Annotated in this window: 15 protein-coding genes; 4 read left to right on the top strand and 11 right to left on the bottom strand. The window is 74.0% G+C overall.

Going from position 1 to position 14,146, the window contains the following annotated elements; all coding sequences use genetic code 11:
* Positions 1-6: 6 nt before the first annotated feature.
* Both ACIRPH_RS17800 and ACIRPH_RS17795 read left to right on the top strand, forming a co-directional pair.
* Positions 7-519 carry a YbjN domain-containing protein gene (locus ACIRPH_RS17800; RefSeq protein WP_402915579.1) on the top strand — a complete coding sequence of 171 codons (513 nt, stop codon included), beginning with the start codon at positions 7-9 and terminating at the stop codon, positions 517-519.
* 161 nt (positions 520-680) lie between these two features.
* Complete coding sequence (locus ACIRPH_RS17795; RefSeq protein WP_402915576.1) at positions 681-1,427, top strand: phosphoglyceromutase; 747 nt, start codon at positions 681-683, stop codon at positions 1,425-1,427.
* A gap of 68 nt (positions 1,428-1,495) precedes the next feature.
* On the opposite strand, the gene ACIRPH_RS17790 is transcribed toward ACIRPH_RS17795, so the two are convergent.
* Positions 1,496-1,858 (bottom strand): DsrE family protein, encoded by a 363-nt coding sequence (locus tag ACIRPH_RS17790; protein ID WP_402915573.1) that lies wholly within the window; start codon positions 1,856-1,858, stop codon positions 1,496-1,498.
* A gap of 14 nt (positions 1,859-1,872) precedes the next feature.
* Positions 1,873-2,646 (bottom strand): GIDE domain-containing protein, encoded by a 774-nt coding sequence (locus ACIRPH_RS17785; protein ID WP_402915570.1) that lies wholly within the window; start codon positions 2,644-2,646, stop codon positions 1,873-1,875.
* A 211-nt stretch (positions 2,647-2,857) separates the two neighbouring features.
* Between ACIRPH_RS17785 and ACIRPH_RS17780 the strand changes: the two genes are divergently transcribed.
* The gene (locus tag ACIRPH_RS17780) at positions 2,858-3,400 is read left to right on the top strand and encodes an FABP family protein (protein WP_402915567.1); all 543 of its coding nucleotides are present in this window, start codon (positions 2,858-2,860) and stop codon (positions 3,398-3,400) included.
* Between the two features lie 317 nt (positions 3,401-3,717).
* Positions 3,718-4,740: a YgfZ/GcvT domain-containing protein gene (locus ACIRPH_RS17775; protein WP_402915564.1), complete on the top strand. Its 1,023-nt coding sequence runs from the start codon at positions 3,718-3,720 to the stop codon at positions 4,738-4,740.
* 185 nt (positions 4,741-4,925) lie between these two features.
* Here ACIRPH_RS17775 and ACIRPH_RS17770 read toward each other — a convergent pair whose 3' ends face one another.
* The 9 genes from ACIRPH_RS17770 to ACIRPH_RS17730 all read right to left on the bottom strand — a co-directional run bounded on the left by ACIRPH_RS17770 (position 4,926) and on the right by ACIRPH_RS17730 (position 13,961).
* Entirely contained in the window at positions 4,926-5,846 is a 921-nt protein-coding gene (locus ACIRPH_RS17770) for an NADP-dependent oxidoreductase (RefSeq protein WP_402915562.1), read from the bottom strand.
* Positions 5,847-6,286: 440 nt separating this feature from the next.
* The gene (locus ACIRPH_RS17765) at positions 6,287-7,000 is read right to left on the bottom strand and encodes a type 1 glutamine amidotransferase (protein ID WP_402915560.1); all 714 of its coding nucleotides are present in this window, start codon (positions 6,998-7,000) and stop codon (positions 6,287-6,289) included.
* A gap of 9 nt (positions 7,001-7,009) precedes the next feature.
* Entirely contained in the window at positions 7,010-8,266 is a 1,257-nt protein-coding gene (locus tag ACIRPH_RS17760) for a MurT ligase domain-containing protein (protein ID WP_402915558.1), read from the bottom strand.
* A 90-nt stretch (positions 8,267-8,356) separates the two neighbouring features.
* Complete coding sequence (locus tag ACIRPH_RS17755) at positions 8,357-10,513, bottom strand: hypothetical protein (protein WP_402915555.1); 2,157 nt, start codon at positions 10,511-10,513, stop codon at positions 8,357-8,359.
* 400 nt (positions 10,514-10,913) lie between these two features.
* A complete protein-coding gene (locus ACIRPH_RS17750; protein ID WP_267947782.1) occupies positions 10,914-11,219 on the bottom strand; it encodes a DUF1416 domain-containing protein in 306 nt (101 codons plus the stop codon).
* The gene (locus ACIRPH_RS17745) at positions 11,216-12,061 is read right to left on the bottom strand and encodes a sulfurtransferase (RefSeq protein ID WP_402915551.1); all 846 of its coding nucleotides are present in this window, start codon (positions 12,059-12,061) and stop codon (positions 11,216-11,218) included. The genes ACIRPH_RS17750 and ACIRPH_RS17745 overlap by 4 nt, the downstream gene beginning before the upstream one ends.
* A gap of 559 nt (positions 12,062-12,620) precedes the next feature.
* The gene (locus ACIRPH_RS17740; RefSeq protein WP_352983320.1) at positions 12,621-12,707 is read right to left on the bottom strand and encodes a putative leader peptide; all 87 of its coding nucleotides are present in this window, start codon (positions 12,705-12,707) and stop codon (positions 12,621-12,623) included.
* Positions 12,708-12,800: 93 nt separating this feature from the next.
* Positions 12,801-13,127: a TlpA family protein disulfide reductase gene (locus ACIRPH_RS17735; RefSeq protein WP_402916012.1), complete on the bottom strand. Its 327-nt coding sequence runs from the start codon at positions 13,125-13,127 to the stop codon at positions 12,801-12,803.
* 135 nt (positions 13,128-13,262) lie between these two features.
* Positions 13,263-13,961 (bottom strand): DUF2993 domain-containing protein, encoded by a 699-nt coding sequence (locus tag ACIRPH_RS17730; RefSeq protein ID WP_402915548.1) that lies wholly within the window; start codon positions 13,959-13,961, stop codon positions 13,263-13,265.
* Between the last annotated feature and the right edge of the window lie 185 nt (positions 13,962-14,146).

Raw genomic sequence — 14,146 nt, 5'->3', positions numbered from 1 at the left:
TACGAGGTGGGTACCGATGGGGCGCGCGAGGCCGCGGCCGCGGCGATCACCGCCGCGGTGACCGAGTCGGGGCTGGAGGCGGAGTGCCCGCGCGAGGGGTCCTTCCTCGTCACGCTCCCGGGCAGGGCCAAGCTCAAGACCCTCGTGTGGCTGGAGACCGGTCCGCACAGCCTCACCCTCACCTCGTTCTTCTGCCGGCAGCCGGACGAGAACCACGCCGACTTCTACCTGTGGCTGATGCGCAAGAACTCCGACATGTACGGGATGGCGTTCGCCGCGGACGAGGTCGGCGACGTCTACCTCCGTGGCCGCCTCCCGCTGGAGGGCGTCACCCCCGGCGAGGTCGACCGCCTGCTCGGGTGCGTGCTCACCTACTCGGACGAGAACTTCAACGGCGCCCTGGAGCGCGGGTTCGCGTCGGCGATCCGCAAGGAGTGGAAGTGGCGCGCCGAACGGGGCCACGACATGCGCAACCTGAGGGCGTTCGCGCACCTGGCCGAACCCGCGGACGAACTGTAGGCCGGGCCCGGGCCCGCGCCTCCGGGACCCGCGTCCCGTGCGGGGCTCCCCCGCCCGCGCCGTCCGGGCCGGGCACGGCCTTCCCGCAGGCAGCGCCGCCGCGGCGTCCAGGTGGCGGGTGGGCGACCGGGCCCGGCCGCCGGGTGGCTAGGCTTGCCCCCATGGGAACTCTGGTACTTCTGCGACACGGTGAGAGCGTCTGGAACGCGAAGGGCCTGTTCACCGGCTGGGTGGACGTCGACCTTTCCGCGACGGGCGAGGACGAGGCCCGACGGGGCGGGGAGCTGCTCAAGGACGCCGGGGTGAGGCCGGACGTCCTGCACACCTCCCTCCTCAAGCGCGCCATCCGCACGGCGAACCTCGCCCTGGAGACCGCCGACCTGCACTGGCTGCCCGTCGAGCGCAGCTGGCGCCTCAACGAGCGCCACTACGGCGCCCTCCAGGGCAAGGACAAGGCGCAGACGCGCGACGAGTACGGCGACGAGCAGTTCATGATCTGGCGCCGCTCCTACGACACCCCTCCGCCGCCCATCGCGGACGACGACCCCTACTCGCAGGCCGGTGACACCCGCTACGCCCAGCTCCCGCCGGAGCTGCTGCCGCGCACCGAATGCCTCAAGGACGTCCTGGACCGCGCCCTGCCGTACTGGTACGACTCCATCGTCCCGGACCTCGCCGCGGGGAAGACCGTGCTGGTCGCGGCGCACGGCAACTCGCTGCGCGCCCTGGTCAAGCACCTGGACGGCGTCAGCGACGCCGACATCGCCGGGCTGAACATCCCGACGGGCATCCCGCTGGTCTACGACCTGGACGACTCCTTCGAGCCGACCAACCCGGGCGGCACCTACCTCGACCCCGAGGCAGCCAAGGCCGCCATCGAGGCCGTCGCCAACCAGGGCAAGAAGTAGCGCCTTCCTCCGCCGACCCGTGCCCGTGCCGCAGTCAGCGGCGCGGGCACGGCCGCGTCCGGACCCGGTCAGTACACGAGGGCCTGCGCGCCGTCCTGGACCGCCTCCTCCACGAAGGAGGGGGCCCCGGCGATGCGCACGCCGTCCAGGAGGTCGCCCGGGGCGAGCTCCCGCCGGGCCGCGCACTGCGTGCACACGGTGACCCGGCCCGCGGCGAGCACCGCGTCGAGGAGGTCCTTCAGGGGGGCCGCGTGCGGGAGGGAGAACTCCTCCGCCCGGCCGGGGACGGCGAACCACGCGGACTCACCGGTCAGCCAGAGGGAGACGCCGACCCCGCTGGCCAGGGCCGCGGCGGCGACCGTGAACGCCTGGTTGCACCGCTCGGGGTCTTCCTCACCGGCGGTGACCTTGATCACCAAGGAACGAGACATGGTCGTCAGCCTACTCACAGGGCCGTGAGGGTCAGGATCGCCCCCACCACAGCGCAGAAGCCGAAGGCGGCGGTGAGGACCATCGCCTCCGTCCTGCGCGGCGACACGCGCACCGGCTGCTCGTCCACACCGTGCTCGATGGTGATCGAGCCGTCCTCGGGCGCGGTCAGGAGCACGCGTCCGTCCCGTACCCGGAGCTGCCCGGTGACGCGCACGCGGGCGCCGGGCCGGATCACCCACTCCCGGTACTCGAACTCGATGGTCTCCCCCCGGAAGACGCCGGAGATCCGCCCGCGCACGCGGGGCAGCAGGTCGTCGGCGGGCGAGGCCACGCCGGGCTGGGGGCGGCCGACCAGGCGCTTCAGGCAGAGTTCGGCGCCCGTGGGCCCGGTGTCGCCCGGGACGACGAAGACCCGGTCGGCGTCGCCCCCGCGCCCCTCCGCGACCAGACCGAACAGGTCGTCGGAGCCGTAGTCGGCGATGGAGTCGCAGGCCCGCTCGCGGACCGCGCCCTCGGCCCGGTCGCGGTTGAGCGGCCAGTAGTGGCGGAGCACCTCGTGGCCGTGCCACACGCACTCCACGCCCGCGAGGCCGGAGGTGATGGGGCCGTCCGGCCCCGGCGCGGCCACCCCGGTCAGCGTGACCCTGCGGCCCTCCTGGGCGGTGAGGGCGCCCGGCCGGAGCTGGGCGAGTCCGCGCTGCCGGAGCCAGCGCCGGAGGGCGAGAACGGTCAGCGGGAGGAGGACCACCGCGGCCACGAGCAGCGCCGAACCGATCACCAGTAACACAGGCCGCCCCTTATGGAAGTGCGTCGGAGGTCTTCGTCGGCGGTTGGCGTAACACCCCGTGGCCACACCGCGTTGCTGACAATCTTTACCAGTTCTCCGGGAAAGCGGGGCCAATTGGGCATGTCCGGACCACGGCACGGGAGTGGCCGGGGCCGCCGCTCGCACGGCGGTGGTCACCGCCACTCGTCCGCCGCCGCTACGCTCTGGTGTCATGGACGCTGAGGCACATCCCGATCTGGCGAAACTGTCCTTCCTGATCGGTCACTGGGAGGGCGTCGGCGTCGCCGGTTACGCCGACGTGGAAGAGTTCCAGTTCGGACAGGAGATCGAGTTCACACACACGGCCGGTCTTCCGTACCTCGCCTTCACCAGCAGGGCCTGGCGGATGGGCGCGGACGGCAAACCGGGCGAGCTCGTCGCCGAGGAGTCGGGGTACTGGCGCGCGCGCCCGGACTCCGAGGCCGGGAAGCGCGAGGACGGCGAGCAGGTCGTGCACCTGGAGGCGCTGATCTCGCACCCCGAGGGGTTCACCGAGGTCTACCTGGGCAACGTGTTCGCGAACCGGGTGGAGATGCACACCGACGCGGTGGTGCACACCGAGACCGGTATCGACGCGACGGCCTCGCACAGGCTCTACGGCCTGTTCGGCGACGACCGGGACACGCTGGGGTACGCCTGGGACCTGGCGGCGCGCGGCCACAGCCTGCGCTCGTACATGTCGGCGCAGCTCAAGCGGACCGGCGCCGGCGCGTAGAGGCGGGGTCCGGGCAAGGACAGACCCCGGGCTGGTTCCCGCCGCGGGGGCGGGGCCGGTCGGACGAGTCCGGCAGCCCGGGGTCCGGGTGTCCGTCTGGGATTCGCTACGGGCGACGCCGCGCGAACGCGAGCGTCGCCCTAGCGGACGGCCACCTCGCCAGTCCTGAGATCAATCACTCTCAGACCACCTCCTTTCTTGCGTGACACCGACAGTACGTCCCGCGGCCGACTCGGGGCAAATGTTTTTCCTGTGCGCGAAACCGCAGGTCAGAGCGGTGTTTTCGGACTCTTTACGGGGCGGCTAGTCTCGGCTGTATGACTTCGCCGCTGATGAGCACACCGGGCGCCGTGGGCGCCGAGTCCCCCGACTCCGGGGTCGCCGCGCACTACGGCGACCCGGCCCACGAGGGGCGTGCCATGGAACGTTCGAGCGCGTGGGTCGACCGGAGCAACCGGGGCGTGGTCCGGGTCGGCGGTCCCGACCGCCTGGGGTGGCTGAACGACCTCACGAGCCAGTCGACCAGGGGCCTGGCCCCGGGGACCGCCACCGAGGCCCTGATCCTGGACACCCGGGGCCACCTGCGCCACCACCTGTCCCTGGTGGACGACGGCGAGGCCGCCTGGATCCACACGGAGCCCGGCGGCGGGGCCGCACTGGCCGCGTTCCTGGACTCCATGCGGTTCATGCTGCGCGTCGAGGTGGAGGACCTCGGGGACTCCCGTGCGATCCTGACCGTGCTCGGCCCGGACCGCGCGAAGGCCGTCGAGGCCGCCTCGCTCGGCGACGTGCCCGTGCGCGCGGCGGAGGACGGCACCGACCTGTTCCTCCCGGTCGAGCGCCTCTCCGCCGCCGCCGAGGCGCTGACGGCCGCCGGGGCGCGTCCCGCGGGGATGTGGGCGTACGAGGCGCAGCGGATCGCCGGGCACCGGGTGCGCCCCGGGCTGGACACCGACGACCGCACCATCCCGCACGAGGTGGACTGGGTGGGCAGGGCCGTCCACCTGGAGAAGGGCTGCTACCCGGGCCAGGAGACGGTCGCCCGGGTGCACAACCTGGGCCGGCCCCCGCGCCGGCTGGTGATGCTGCACCTGGACGGCACGGCGGAGCGCCTGCCCGAGGTGGGCAGCCCGATCGAGCTGGAGGGCCGCCCCGTCGGCCGGGTGGGCACCTCGGCCCGGCACCACGAACTGGGCCCGATCGCCCTCGGCGTGCTCAAGCGCTCCGCGCCCGTGGACGCCGACCTGGTGGTGGAGGGCATCGCCGCCGGGCAGGAGGTCGTGGTGGACCCGGACACCGGGGCCAACGCCCAGATCACCCTCCGCAGGCGCCCCCGCTAGCCGTCGGCGCGGTCCGGCCGCTTCAGGCGGGCGGGCCGTGTCCGCCCGTCCTCCGGGTCCCCGACGCCGACCGCCCCGGGCCCGGCGGCCCGGAAGATCCGGACGCGGTCCCGGGGGTCGGGGGCCTGCGCGGACGCGGTCCGCCCAGGCCCCCGGCCGCCTCCCGCACGGGGCTCCCGTGCCGGTCAGACCGTCAGGACGATCTTCCCCCGGGTCCGGCCGGCCTGGCTCAGGCGCCAGGCGTCGGCCGCCTCCGCCAGCGGGAACACGCGCTCGACGTACACGGAGACCTTGCCGTCGTCGATGAGACGGGACAGTTCGACGAGGTCGGCGGCGTCGGGGCGCACCCACACGTAGTGGCCGCCCCTCGCCACGACGTCGGCGTCCGCGACGGAGGCGACCCGCACCGGGTCCCCGACCAGCGGAAGGGACTGCTCGGCCGCCCCGCCGCCGACGAAGTCCAGCACGGCGTCGACGCCCCCGGGCGCCAGGGCGCGGACCCGGTCGGCCAGGCCGTCGCCGTAGACGACGGGCTCGGCCCCCAGGGAGCGCAGGTAGTCGTGGTTGCGCTCGCTGGCGGTGCCGATGACGCGGGCGCCCCGCGCCACCGCGATCTGGACGCCGAACGACCCGACGCCGCCGGCGGCGGCGTGGACCAGCACCGTGTCACCGGCTCCCACGCCGACACGCCTCGACGCCTGGTAGGCGGTCAGCCCCGCGAGCGGGACCCCCGCGGACTCCTCCCAGCCCAGCGACACCGGTTTGGGGGCGAGCATGCGCACGCTCGCCGAGACCAGCTCGGCGTAGGTGCCGTTCTTCGCCCAGTCCTTGCGGAGGTACCCGTAGACCTCGTCCCCGACCCGGTACTCGGGCGAGTCGAGCCCGACCGCCTCGACGACGCCCGCGACGTCCCACCCCGGGATCAGCGGGAACTCCGCCTCCATCACGGGGTCGAGCCCCCCGGCCGCGAGCTTCCAGTCGACCGGGTTCACCCCCGCCGCCTTCACGCGGATCAGGACCTCCCCCGGCGCCACCTTGGGCTCGGAGAGCTCCACGGGGGCCAGGTCGTCAGCGGAACCGTACTGGTGCAGTGCCATTGCCTTCATGCCCAGGGCAGCGTTGTGGGGGGCCTGTTCATTCCGTCTGCCCCGCGACCGCACGTGTGGCGGGGGAGGCCCCGGAGGCACCGGGGACGGTGAAAGCCCGGGAGGGAGCCGGTGGCGCAGGAGGTATGTGCTGCGGGGCCCGGGAGGTACGGAAGACACGGGAGGTACGGGAAGCCCGGGTGGCGCAGGAGACCCAGGAGGCCCGGAGGTATGTACTGCGGAGGCACGGGAGGTGCGGGAAGCCCGGGTGGCGCAGGAGGCCCGGGAAGCACAGGAGGTACGTGCTGCGGGGCCCGGGAGGGAGCGGTGGCACGGGTGAAACGGGTGGCCCGTGCCCGGGCCGGTGCGGGCGGAACACCGGCGCGGACGCGGGCGGGGCCCGGCGGACAGGGAGTGGTTCCGTGTCCGCCGGGCCCCGCGGCCGTGCTCCGGGCGCCGCGCTACTGGCGCAGCGCCGCGGCCAGGCGCTCGTCGTGCAGACGCTCGCCCCAGGACGGCGCGAGCGGGGCCAGCTGGCCCACGCGCCAGCGCAGCAGCAGGTCGGCCAGCTGCGGGTTGCGGGGCAGGGCGGGTCCGTGCAGGTACGTGCCCAGCACCTGGCCCTGGTAGGCGCCCTCGGTACGGTCGTCGTTGCCGATGCCACGCACCGTGGTGGACAGCGGGCGGGCCGAGGGGCCGATGGCCGTGCGGCCCTGGTGGTTCTCGAAGCCGGTGATCCGTCCGACGCCCAGGGAGGGCTCGACGTCGGCGACGATCTCGCCGACCGCGCGCGTCTGGCCGCGGCCGCTGCGGATGTCGAGGATGCCCACGCCCGGAAGCGGGTTGGCCTCGTCGTCGCCGTAGGTCTCGCCGATGATCTGGTAGCCGGCGCACACCGCGAAGACGCACGCGCCGCGGGCGGCGGCGCGGGCCAGCCCGCCGTCGGCGCGCAGGCGCTCCGCCGCGAGGATCTGCGGCCGGTCCTCGCCGCCGCCGAGCAGGTAGATGTCCCCCTGCTCGGGCACCGAGTCACTGGAGTGGACGTGCACGATCTCGGTCGGGATGCCCCGCAGCTCGGCCCGGCGCTTGAGGATGAGGACGTTGCCCTGGTCGCCGTAGGTGCTCAGGAGGTCGGGGTAGATCCACACGATCCGCAACGCACTGGTGTTCGTCATGACTCTCCCCTACTGGACGCGGCCGTACGCCGTGCGGATCTGCTGGAAGGCGGTGTAGTTGGCGATGAGGTCGACCTTGGTGATGTCGGGCTGCTCGGCCTTGAGGCGGCCCAGCACCTCGTCCACCCGGTCGGCGATCTCGAACCGGACCCCGTCTGTCTCCAGGCGCAGAGCCAGGTCGGTGCGGCGCTCGCCCATGACGAACACGCGGCGGTCGCGCAGGACCGTGTAGTCGACGTCCCACAGCCAGGACGTGTCCTTGCCGTCGGGGACCTGGGCGTTGACCGCGAGGATCACCGGGGTCCGGGGCGGGTCCAGCACGGCGAACGACTCCAGCCACCCGGCGGGGTTCTTGGAGAGCAGCAGGCGGACCTCGACGCCCATGGTCACCACGGACGTGTAGCGGCCCGCGACGGAGGTGATCTCGCGCAGGCGCTCCACGGTGCGCTCCGGGTGGATGCCGTACCCGGCGGCGGTCGCGGCAGCGATCGCCGCGTTGGCCCGGTTGGCGTCCCCGGGCAGGTTCATGCGGAGCTTGATCCTCCGGCCCTCGGGCGTGAGCAGGGTGTCGGTCTCGTTCTCGACCGCCCAGCTCGTCCGGGGTCGCGCCAGACCGCACTCGGGGCACTCCCAGTGCGGGTCTGCCTCGCGCCGGAGGTGGCCGCCGCACTCGGGGCAGCACCAGGAGTCCTCCTTCCAGCGCTGGCCGGCGGAGACCCAGGTGGCGTTGGGCGCGCCCAGGCCCGCCCAGGCGACGAGGGGGTCGTCGGCGTTGGCGATGACGTGCGCGTTGCTCTTGCCCAGGGCGGTGCGCCACTTCTTGGCGAGCAGGTTGATCTCCGAGGCGCGGTCCATCTGGTCGCGGCTCAGGTTCATGAGGACCACGAACGCCGGCTGGGTGGCGAGCAGCACCTGCGGGAGGTACTTCTCGTCGACCTCCAGCACGCCGTTGACGGCCGAGCGGTTGTCGGACAGCGCCGTGATGTGCCCGGTGGGCATGTTGGCGCCGTACTCGTTGGTGGCCACGTCGCCGAACTCGCGCAGGGCCTGCGCGATGAGCCTGGTGGTGGTGGTCTTGCCGTTCGTGGCGCTGACCAGGGCGAGCCTGCGGCCCCGGGCGAGCTTGGCGAGCAGGTCGGGTTCGACCTTGAGCGCCACCCTGCCACCGATGACGGAGCCGTCTCCCCGCCCGGTGGCACGGGACAGGCTGGCTGCGCTCCTTCCCAGAACCGATGCCAGTTGGGCGCGCAAGGGAAGCTCGCTCATCTACTCTCCAGAATTGCTGGATCACCCGCGCCGTTCGCTCCTGGGAGGCGGCGGGCGATGTGTCGGGCCAAGCTTATTGTCCACCTGGGATCAGACCCGCCAGTCCAACCTCTCCGGCGGCGGGCCCAGGTTGGGCGGTACCTGCCCCCGGGGCTCGCCGGCTCCCGCGGGGGCCGGCGCCCCGTCGCGGACCGCGGCGCCGTCGGGTGTGCCGGAGGCGGCGGAGGGGGCGTCGGCGCGGGGTCGGCCGCCCTCGGCGTGCCGTCCCGTCCTGCCCCGGCGGCTGTCGGCCGCCCCGGTGCCGCGCACGGCCGGCGGCGTGGTGCTGGAGTTCTGGGAGTCGTCCACGGTGGCCAGTGTGGCTGTGGACAGGGTGAGGATACCCGGGTTGGTGTCCGCGAGGACAGGACCGTCGGCGGTCAGGACCACCGCGGCGGTGTGGGGCAGCCCGCGGAGCGCCTCGGCGTCGAGCGGGCTGACGCGGACCGATGCGTCCTCTTCCTCCCCGTCCGCGCCCGGTGCGTCGATTCCCGCGGCCTGGGCGGTGGCGCGACCCCATGACGTGGCGGATCTCACATGACGAACCAGGTCCAAGGGGGCGATAGCGGCGGCGGCGTTGCGGATGACCGCTCCGGAATCGGTGTGGGGGGAGGCGAAGAACCGGTCGTCGGCCTCGATCTCGTCCTCGGGCCCCTCCCCCGCGCCGGGGGACGGGTCGCCCGCCGCCTCGCCGACCGCCTCGGTCAGGCGGTGCAGCCCCAACCGCGCGGGATCGTGTGCGGGCGGGCCCGGGACCGCGGCCACCGCCCGCTCGACGGCCTCCGCCGACTCCCCGTGCTGACGCATCACCACCGGCAGGCAGGCGGGGTCCGCGAACCTGGCGAGGGCCGCGGGCGAGGGCGTGCGGAACATCAGGACGACCTCCACCCCGCTGTCGGCCCCGGCGGAGAGGACCTGGTCGACCTCCTCCGGCGGGAGCGTCTCGGCGCCGCAGACCACGACGGTCCGCGTGCGGTCCGGCCGGCGGCGGCTCCCCCCGCCGCCGGGGGGCGGGGCCGTCCCCTCCAGGAGCTCGCTGAGCGCGGACACGGCGTAGGTCCCGTACACGCGGGCCGCGGCACGGCCGGAGGCCCGGTCGGTGGAGATGATCTTGACCTGCGCGTACTCGCCGTCGTCCGCGCGGGTGCCGACGGCCTCGAAGGGGCTGAGGCGGCGTTCGAGCTCCCAGGCCCGCTCCCGGACGTCGGGGCGGTCCGCGCAGCGCTCGCGCACCCGGACGCGCTGGTCCGGGGTGAGCAGCGCGAGTGCCGGGTCGTCCTCGGCCGCGTCCTCCAGGGGGGTGATGAGGGCGCGCAGGCCGCCGATGAGCTCGGCGATGCCGACGCGCGGGCCCAGGACCTCCAGCAGGCGCAGGATCAGGGTCTCGTCGGCGTCGGCGTCGTCGGCCTCACCGGACGCGGCGGCGACGGCGGACAGGATGCGCGCCCGCTGGCCCGCGTCCAGGTTGGTGCCCAGCGTCATCCGGGGCAGGTCGGCGGGCAGCACCCAGCGGCGCGGGTCGACGGCGCAGCGGCGGGCGAGTCGGACGAGTTCACGGGCCACGGAGCGCCCGGTGAGGTCGACGACGGTGAGGTCGCCCCCCTCCCGGAGCCGGGAGACGCCGACGGTGGCGAGCAGCGCCGACCACCCCGCCTCCGTGCCGCCGACCACGACGACAGCGCCGGCGTCGGCGGGGACGGTCACCCCGTACCAGCGGGGCTGGGCCTCGTAGGCCCGGGAGGCCGCCTGCCACTCGGTGTACCGGCGGGCGTGGTCGCGCTGCTGCTGGTGCAGCACCCGCTCGCGCTCGTCGCGCTCGGCCGCCAGCCGCTCGCGGGCCCTCTCCAGCCGTTCCGCGACGACCTGCCGGCTCTGGACCAGGGCGAAGACGACGGGGGCCGCGACGGCCGCGCACGCGAACACGCCGCCGAGGGCGAAGCTGCCGGGGAGGATGCGCAGGCTCCACAGCAGCGGACACAGCAGGGCGAACAGGCCGAGCCCGGCCAGGGCGTAGTAGAGGGGGCGGTTGGTCTGGGCCTCGCTGTCGCGCTGGGCGGCGATCCACTCCTCGCTGACGCCCTCGGAGTCGGCGGGCACGGGCCTGCGGGGTGCCGGTCCCGGAGGCGGGAGGAGCACCGCGTGGCGCCAGCCGACGTAGGTCCGCCCGGCCTCTCCTCTGGCCGTGCCGCCGGTTCGGGGGTCGGGCACCGTCCTCACACCTCCTGACCGGCCGCTGGGGAGGGAGCGGCCGGGGTCGTTCACGCGGGACCCCGGCGGTGGCCGGAGCGTGGGCCCGATGCTGCCACCTGCCCGGCGTGCTTGTCACGGTCCCACCGCGGTCGACACGCGGCCGGAGGCCGGTACCGGCCGGGCGGCCGACCGGGCCGCACTCCCTCCAGTGAAGCAGGGCCCGGAACGGCCTGCCAGCCCAGGACGCGCCCTGTGGACGAACGCGCGGCCGACCCGGCCGCGGGACGGCCCCGGCGCCCCCGGCCCCGGTGGCACGGCCGCCCCCGGCGCCCGGCCCCCGACAGCGCGGAGCGCCGGTCCCGGACGGTCTCCCGTCGGCACCGGCGCTCCGCGCCCTGACCGTCGTGTCGGTCGTGGGTCAGGCCTGGACCCTGAGGTCGATGACCTTGCCCACCTCGGCCCGCACCGGGTACTCGCCGGTGAAGCCCTTGGACGCCAGGACGCGGACCTTCCAGTCGCCGTCGGCGGCGAAGAAGCGGAAGGTCCCCTCGTCCCCGGTGGCCACCTCGCCGACGAAGTCGTCGGAGGCGTTGAGCAGGCGGGCGTAGGCACCGCGCAGCGGCTCGCCGTCACGCGTCACCGTGCCCTGGATGACCGCCTGGTTTCCCGCGTCGACGTCGGCGAGGGCGACCCCGCCGACCGGCGCTCCGCAGCTGTCGCTCACTTGGCCTCCGCCTCTCCCAGCTCGACGGGCACGCCCACCAGGGACCCGTACTCGGTCCAGGAGCCGTCGTAGTTCTTGACGTTCTCCAGGCCCACGATCTCGTGCAGGGCGAACCAGGTGTGCGAGGAGCGCTCGCCGATGCGGCAGTAGGCGATGATGTCCTTGTCCAGGTCCACGCCGGCCCCGGTGTACAGCTCCCGCAGCTCCTCGGCGGTCTTGAACGTGCCGTCCTCGTTGGCGGTCTTGGCCCACGGGATGTTGCGCGCGGTCGGGATGTGGCCGGGGCGCTGCGAGGTCTCCTGCGGCAGGTGCGCGGGGGCGAGCAGCTTCCCGGTGAACTCGTCGGGCGAGCGGACGTCGACCAGGTCCTTGACGCCGATGGCCCCGACGACCTCGTCGCGGAAGGCGCGGATCGAGGTGTCCTGCTCCTTGGCGGTGTACTCGGTGGCGGCGCGCTCGGGCACCTCCTCCACCAGCTCGCGGGAGTCCAGCTCCCACTTCTTGCGCCCGCCGTCGAGCAGGCGGACGGCGTCGTGGCCGTACAGCTTGAAGTACCAGTAGGCGTAGGCCGCGAACCAGTTGTTGTTGCCGCCGTACAGGATCACCTGGTCGTCGTTGCCGATGCCCTTGGCGGACAGCAGCTTCTCGAACCCGGTCCGGTCCACGAAGTCGCGGCGGACGGGGTCCTGGAGGTCCGTCTTCCAGTCGATCTTGACGGCGCCGCGGATGTGTCCCTTGTCGTAGGCGGACGTGTCCTCGTCGACCTCGACGAGGACCACGTTGTCATCGTCCAGGTGAGCCTCCACCCAGTCGGCGTCCACGAGGACGTCGGAGCGGCTCATAGGGAACCTCCTGTGTTTCTTGTGCGGTGTCGCGTGTGCGGTCGGTGCGCCCGGGGTGCTGCGGTCCCGGGACGCGGGGGATCGAGCCGTCCTGCCCGACGCCGTGCGGCGGAGGGCGAGAGGGTGCGTCCCGCAGCCGTGGCGCAGGCCGGTCGGCCTCCGGGGAGGGCTGCGGGGGGTGCGGGGGCGGACGCGGCGATACCGGGCCGCTCCGTGTCCGCCGGGTGAGCGGCGGATGCGGGAACGGCGAAGGCGTGTCCTGCTCCGTGCGCGGACCGGGACGGCCGACCGCCCTCCGGTCCGGCCGGTGGGCCGGAGCGGGAGCGTACGGAGGCGGGGGACGGCGGACCGAAGGGCGGGTGACCCGCCCCGGCGACCACCGCGAACGCGAGGACCGGCGCCCGGAGGCCCCGGGCCCCGTGGTCCGTCACGGGTACGGTCGGGACAGCGGATGAGCACTGCCCGCGAGGGTCGGCCTGCATGGTGTGTCGTCCCCTGCTGCGTACACGGTGGAAGGCCAGTCGCGCGGAGGGAGCGGGGGTCGGGAAGCCCGTCCGCCCTAGGGACACAGACAGAGCGCGGCGGCGACGCGGCAGAAGTCCACTGCCCGTCGCTTCGTCAGATACGCGCTCGTCAAGGAAGTCACGTTCTAGACGCTACAGTCCCCGCGACGCGTTTGTCACGCGTGGGGTAGATCACAGGAGGCCCCTCCGCGCCGGGGCGCACGGGGATCGTCCGCTCAGGGGACGGCCCGGCCGAGCGCGGCGATGACGTCCGCCTTGCGCGGCTGGCCGCCCGCCCGGCCCACGATCCGGCCCCCGGCGTCGAGGACGAGGACCGTGGGGGTGCCCGCGACGTCGAGCCTGCGGACGAGGTCGAGCCGGGACTCGGCGTCGATCTCCACGTGCGCGACGCCGTCGACCATCCCCGCGACCTCGCCGAGGACCCGGCGGGTGGCGCGGCAGGGCTGGCAGAAGGCACTGGAGAACTGGACGAGCGTGGCCCGCACGCCCAGGTCGGCGCCGATCTCGTCGGAGGTCAGCGCACCGGGCGTCCCCGGCCCCACCGCGTCGGGCCGGTCCCCCGGCGCGCCCCCGCCCTGCGTCGTCACCGCTCCGTCCTCCTCCTGGTGTGCCTTCGGCGCGTCCCCGCGCCGTGCGTTCCCGGCGGCCCCGGGACCCCGCCGCCGGGCGCGGGGCCGTCAGGCCGCGTCGGCCCCCATCAGGGGGACGTCGGAACCGGTGCCGGTGATCCGCAGCCCGGTGGAGGTGGGCTCCATGTCGGTGACGGCCAGGCCGAAGGGGAGGGCGGGCGCCTGCGCGCTGAAGGTGAGGGAGCCGGAGACCAGGCCGCTGACGTCGCCCGGGACACCGTCGACCTGGATGTCCTCGGGGGTGAAGGACAGCGTGTCGCCGTCCACGCCGAACTGCCCGCCCGCGTTGACCGAGGTGCTCAGACCGAGCTCCGGAAGGGCGAGCTCCCCGGTGATCCGGGGCTGCCCGTTCTCCGTCGTGATGGTGATGCCCTCGGGCAGGTAGGCGTTGAAGTAGGAGTAGGGGACGACGGCCGAGCCGTCCAGCTGCCCCGCCACCACACTGGGCTGGTCGAGCAGGTCCGCCAGGGGCGCCTGCACGTCGGCGGCGGTCGCGTCGATCTGCTCGAGGGTGACGCCGTTGAGGGTGGCGGTGTCGGCGGTGATGCGGATCTCGGAGTACTCGCCCCCGAACACCTGCGGCAGGAACGCCCAGCCCTCGATCTCGACGGTCGGCTCCTCCGCCATCTGGAGCTGCTGTGCGAGCTGGCGCGCCACGGCGCTCTGCGCGAGGCTGCGTCCCCCGACGTCGGCCGCCACCACGAGGGCGACCAGGAGGATCAGGAGGACGACAAGAAATTTACGCATCGGGAATCCCAGCACACTTTCTTTCGCTCCGGCGCGCCTCTCGGCTGGGCTGTCCGGCCGGTCTCGGTCACACGCCATCGGTGCCCGACGGGCACCGGTCAGGAAAAACCTGTAGGGAAGGGTACTTCACCCGGGGTTGGACGCCGGGGCCCCGCGACCGGTTCGGCGCTCCGGGGAGAAGACAC

The organism is Nocardiopsis sp. NPDC101807 (assembly GCF_044766605.1).
Taxonomy (GTDB): Bacteria; Actinomycetota; Actinomycetes; order Streptosporangiales; family Streptosporangiaceae; genus Nocardiopsis; species Nocardiopsis tropica.
This window is presented reverse-complemented; position numbering and strand designations above follow the sequence as displayed.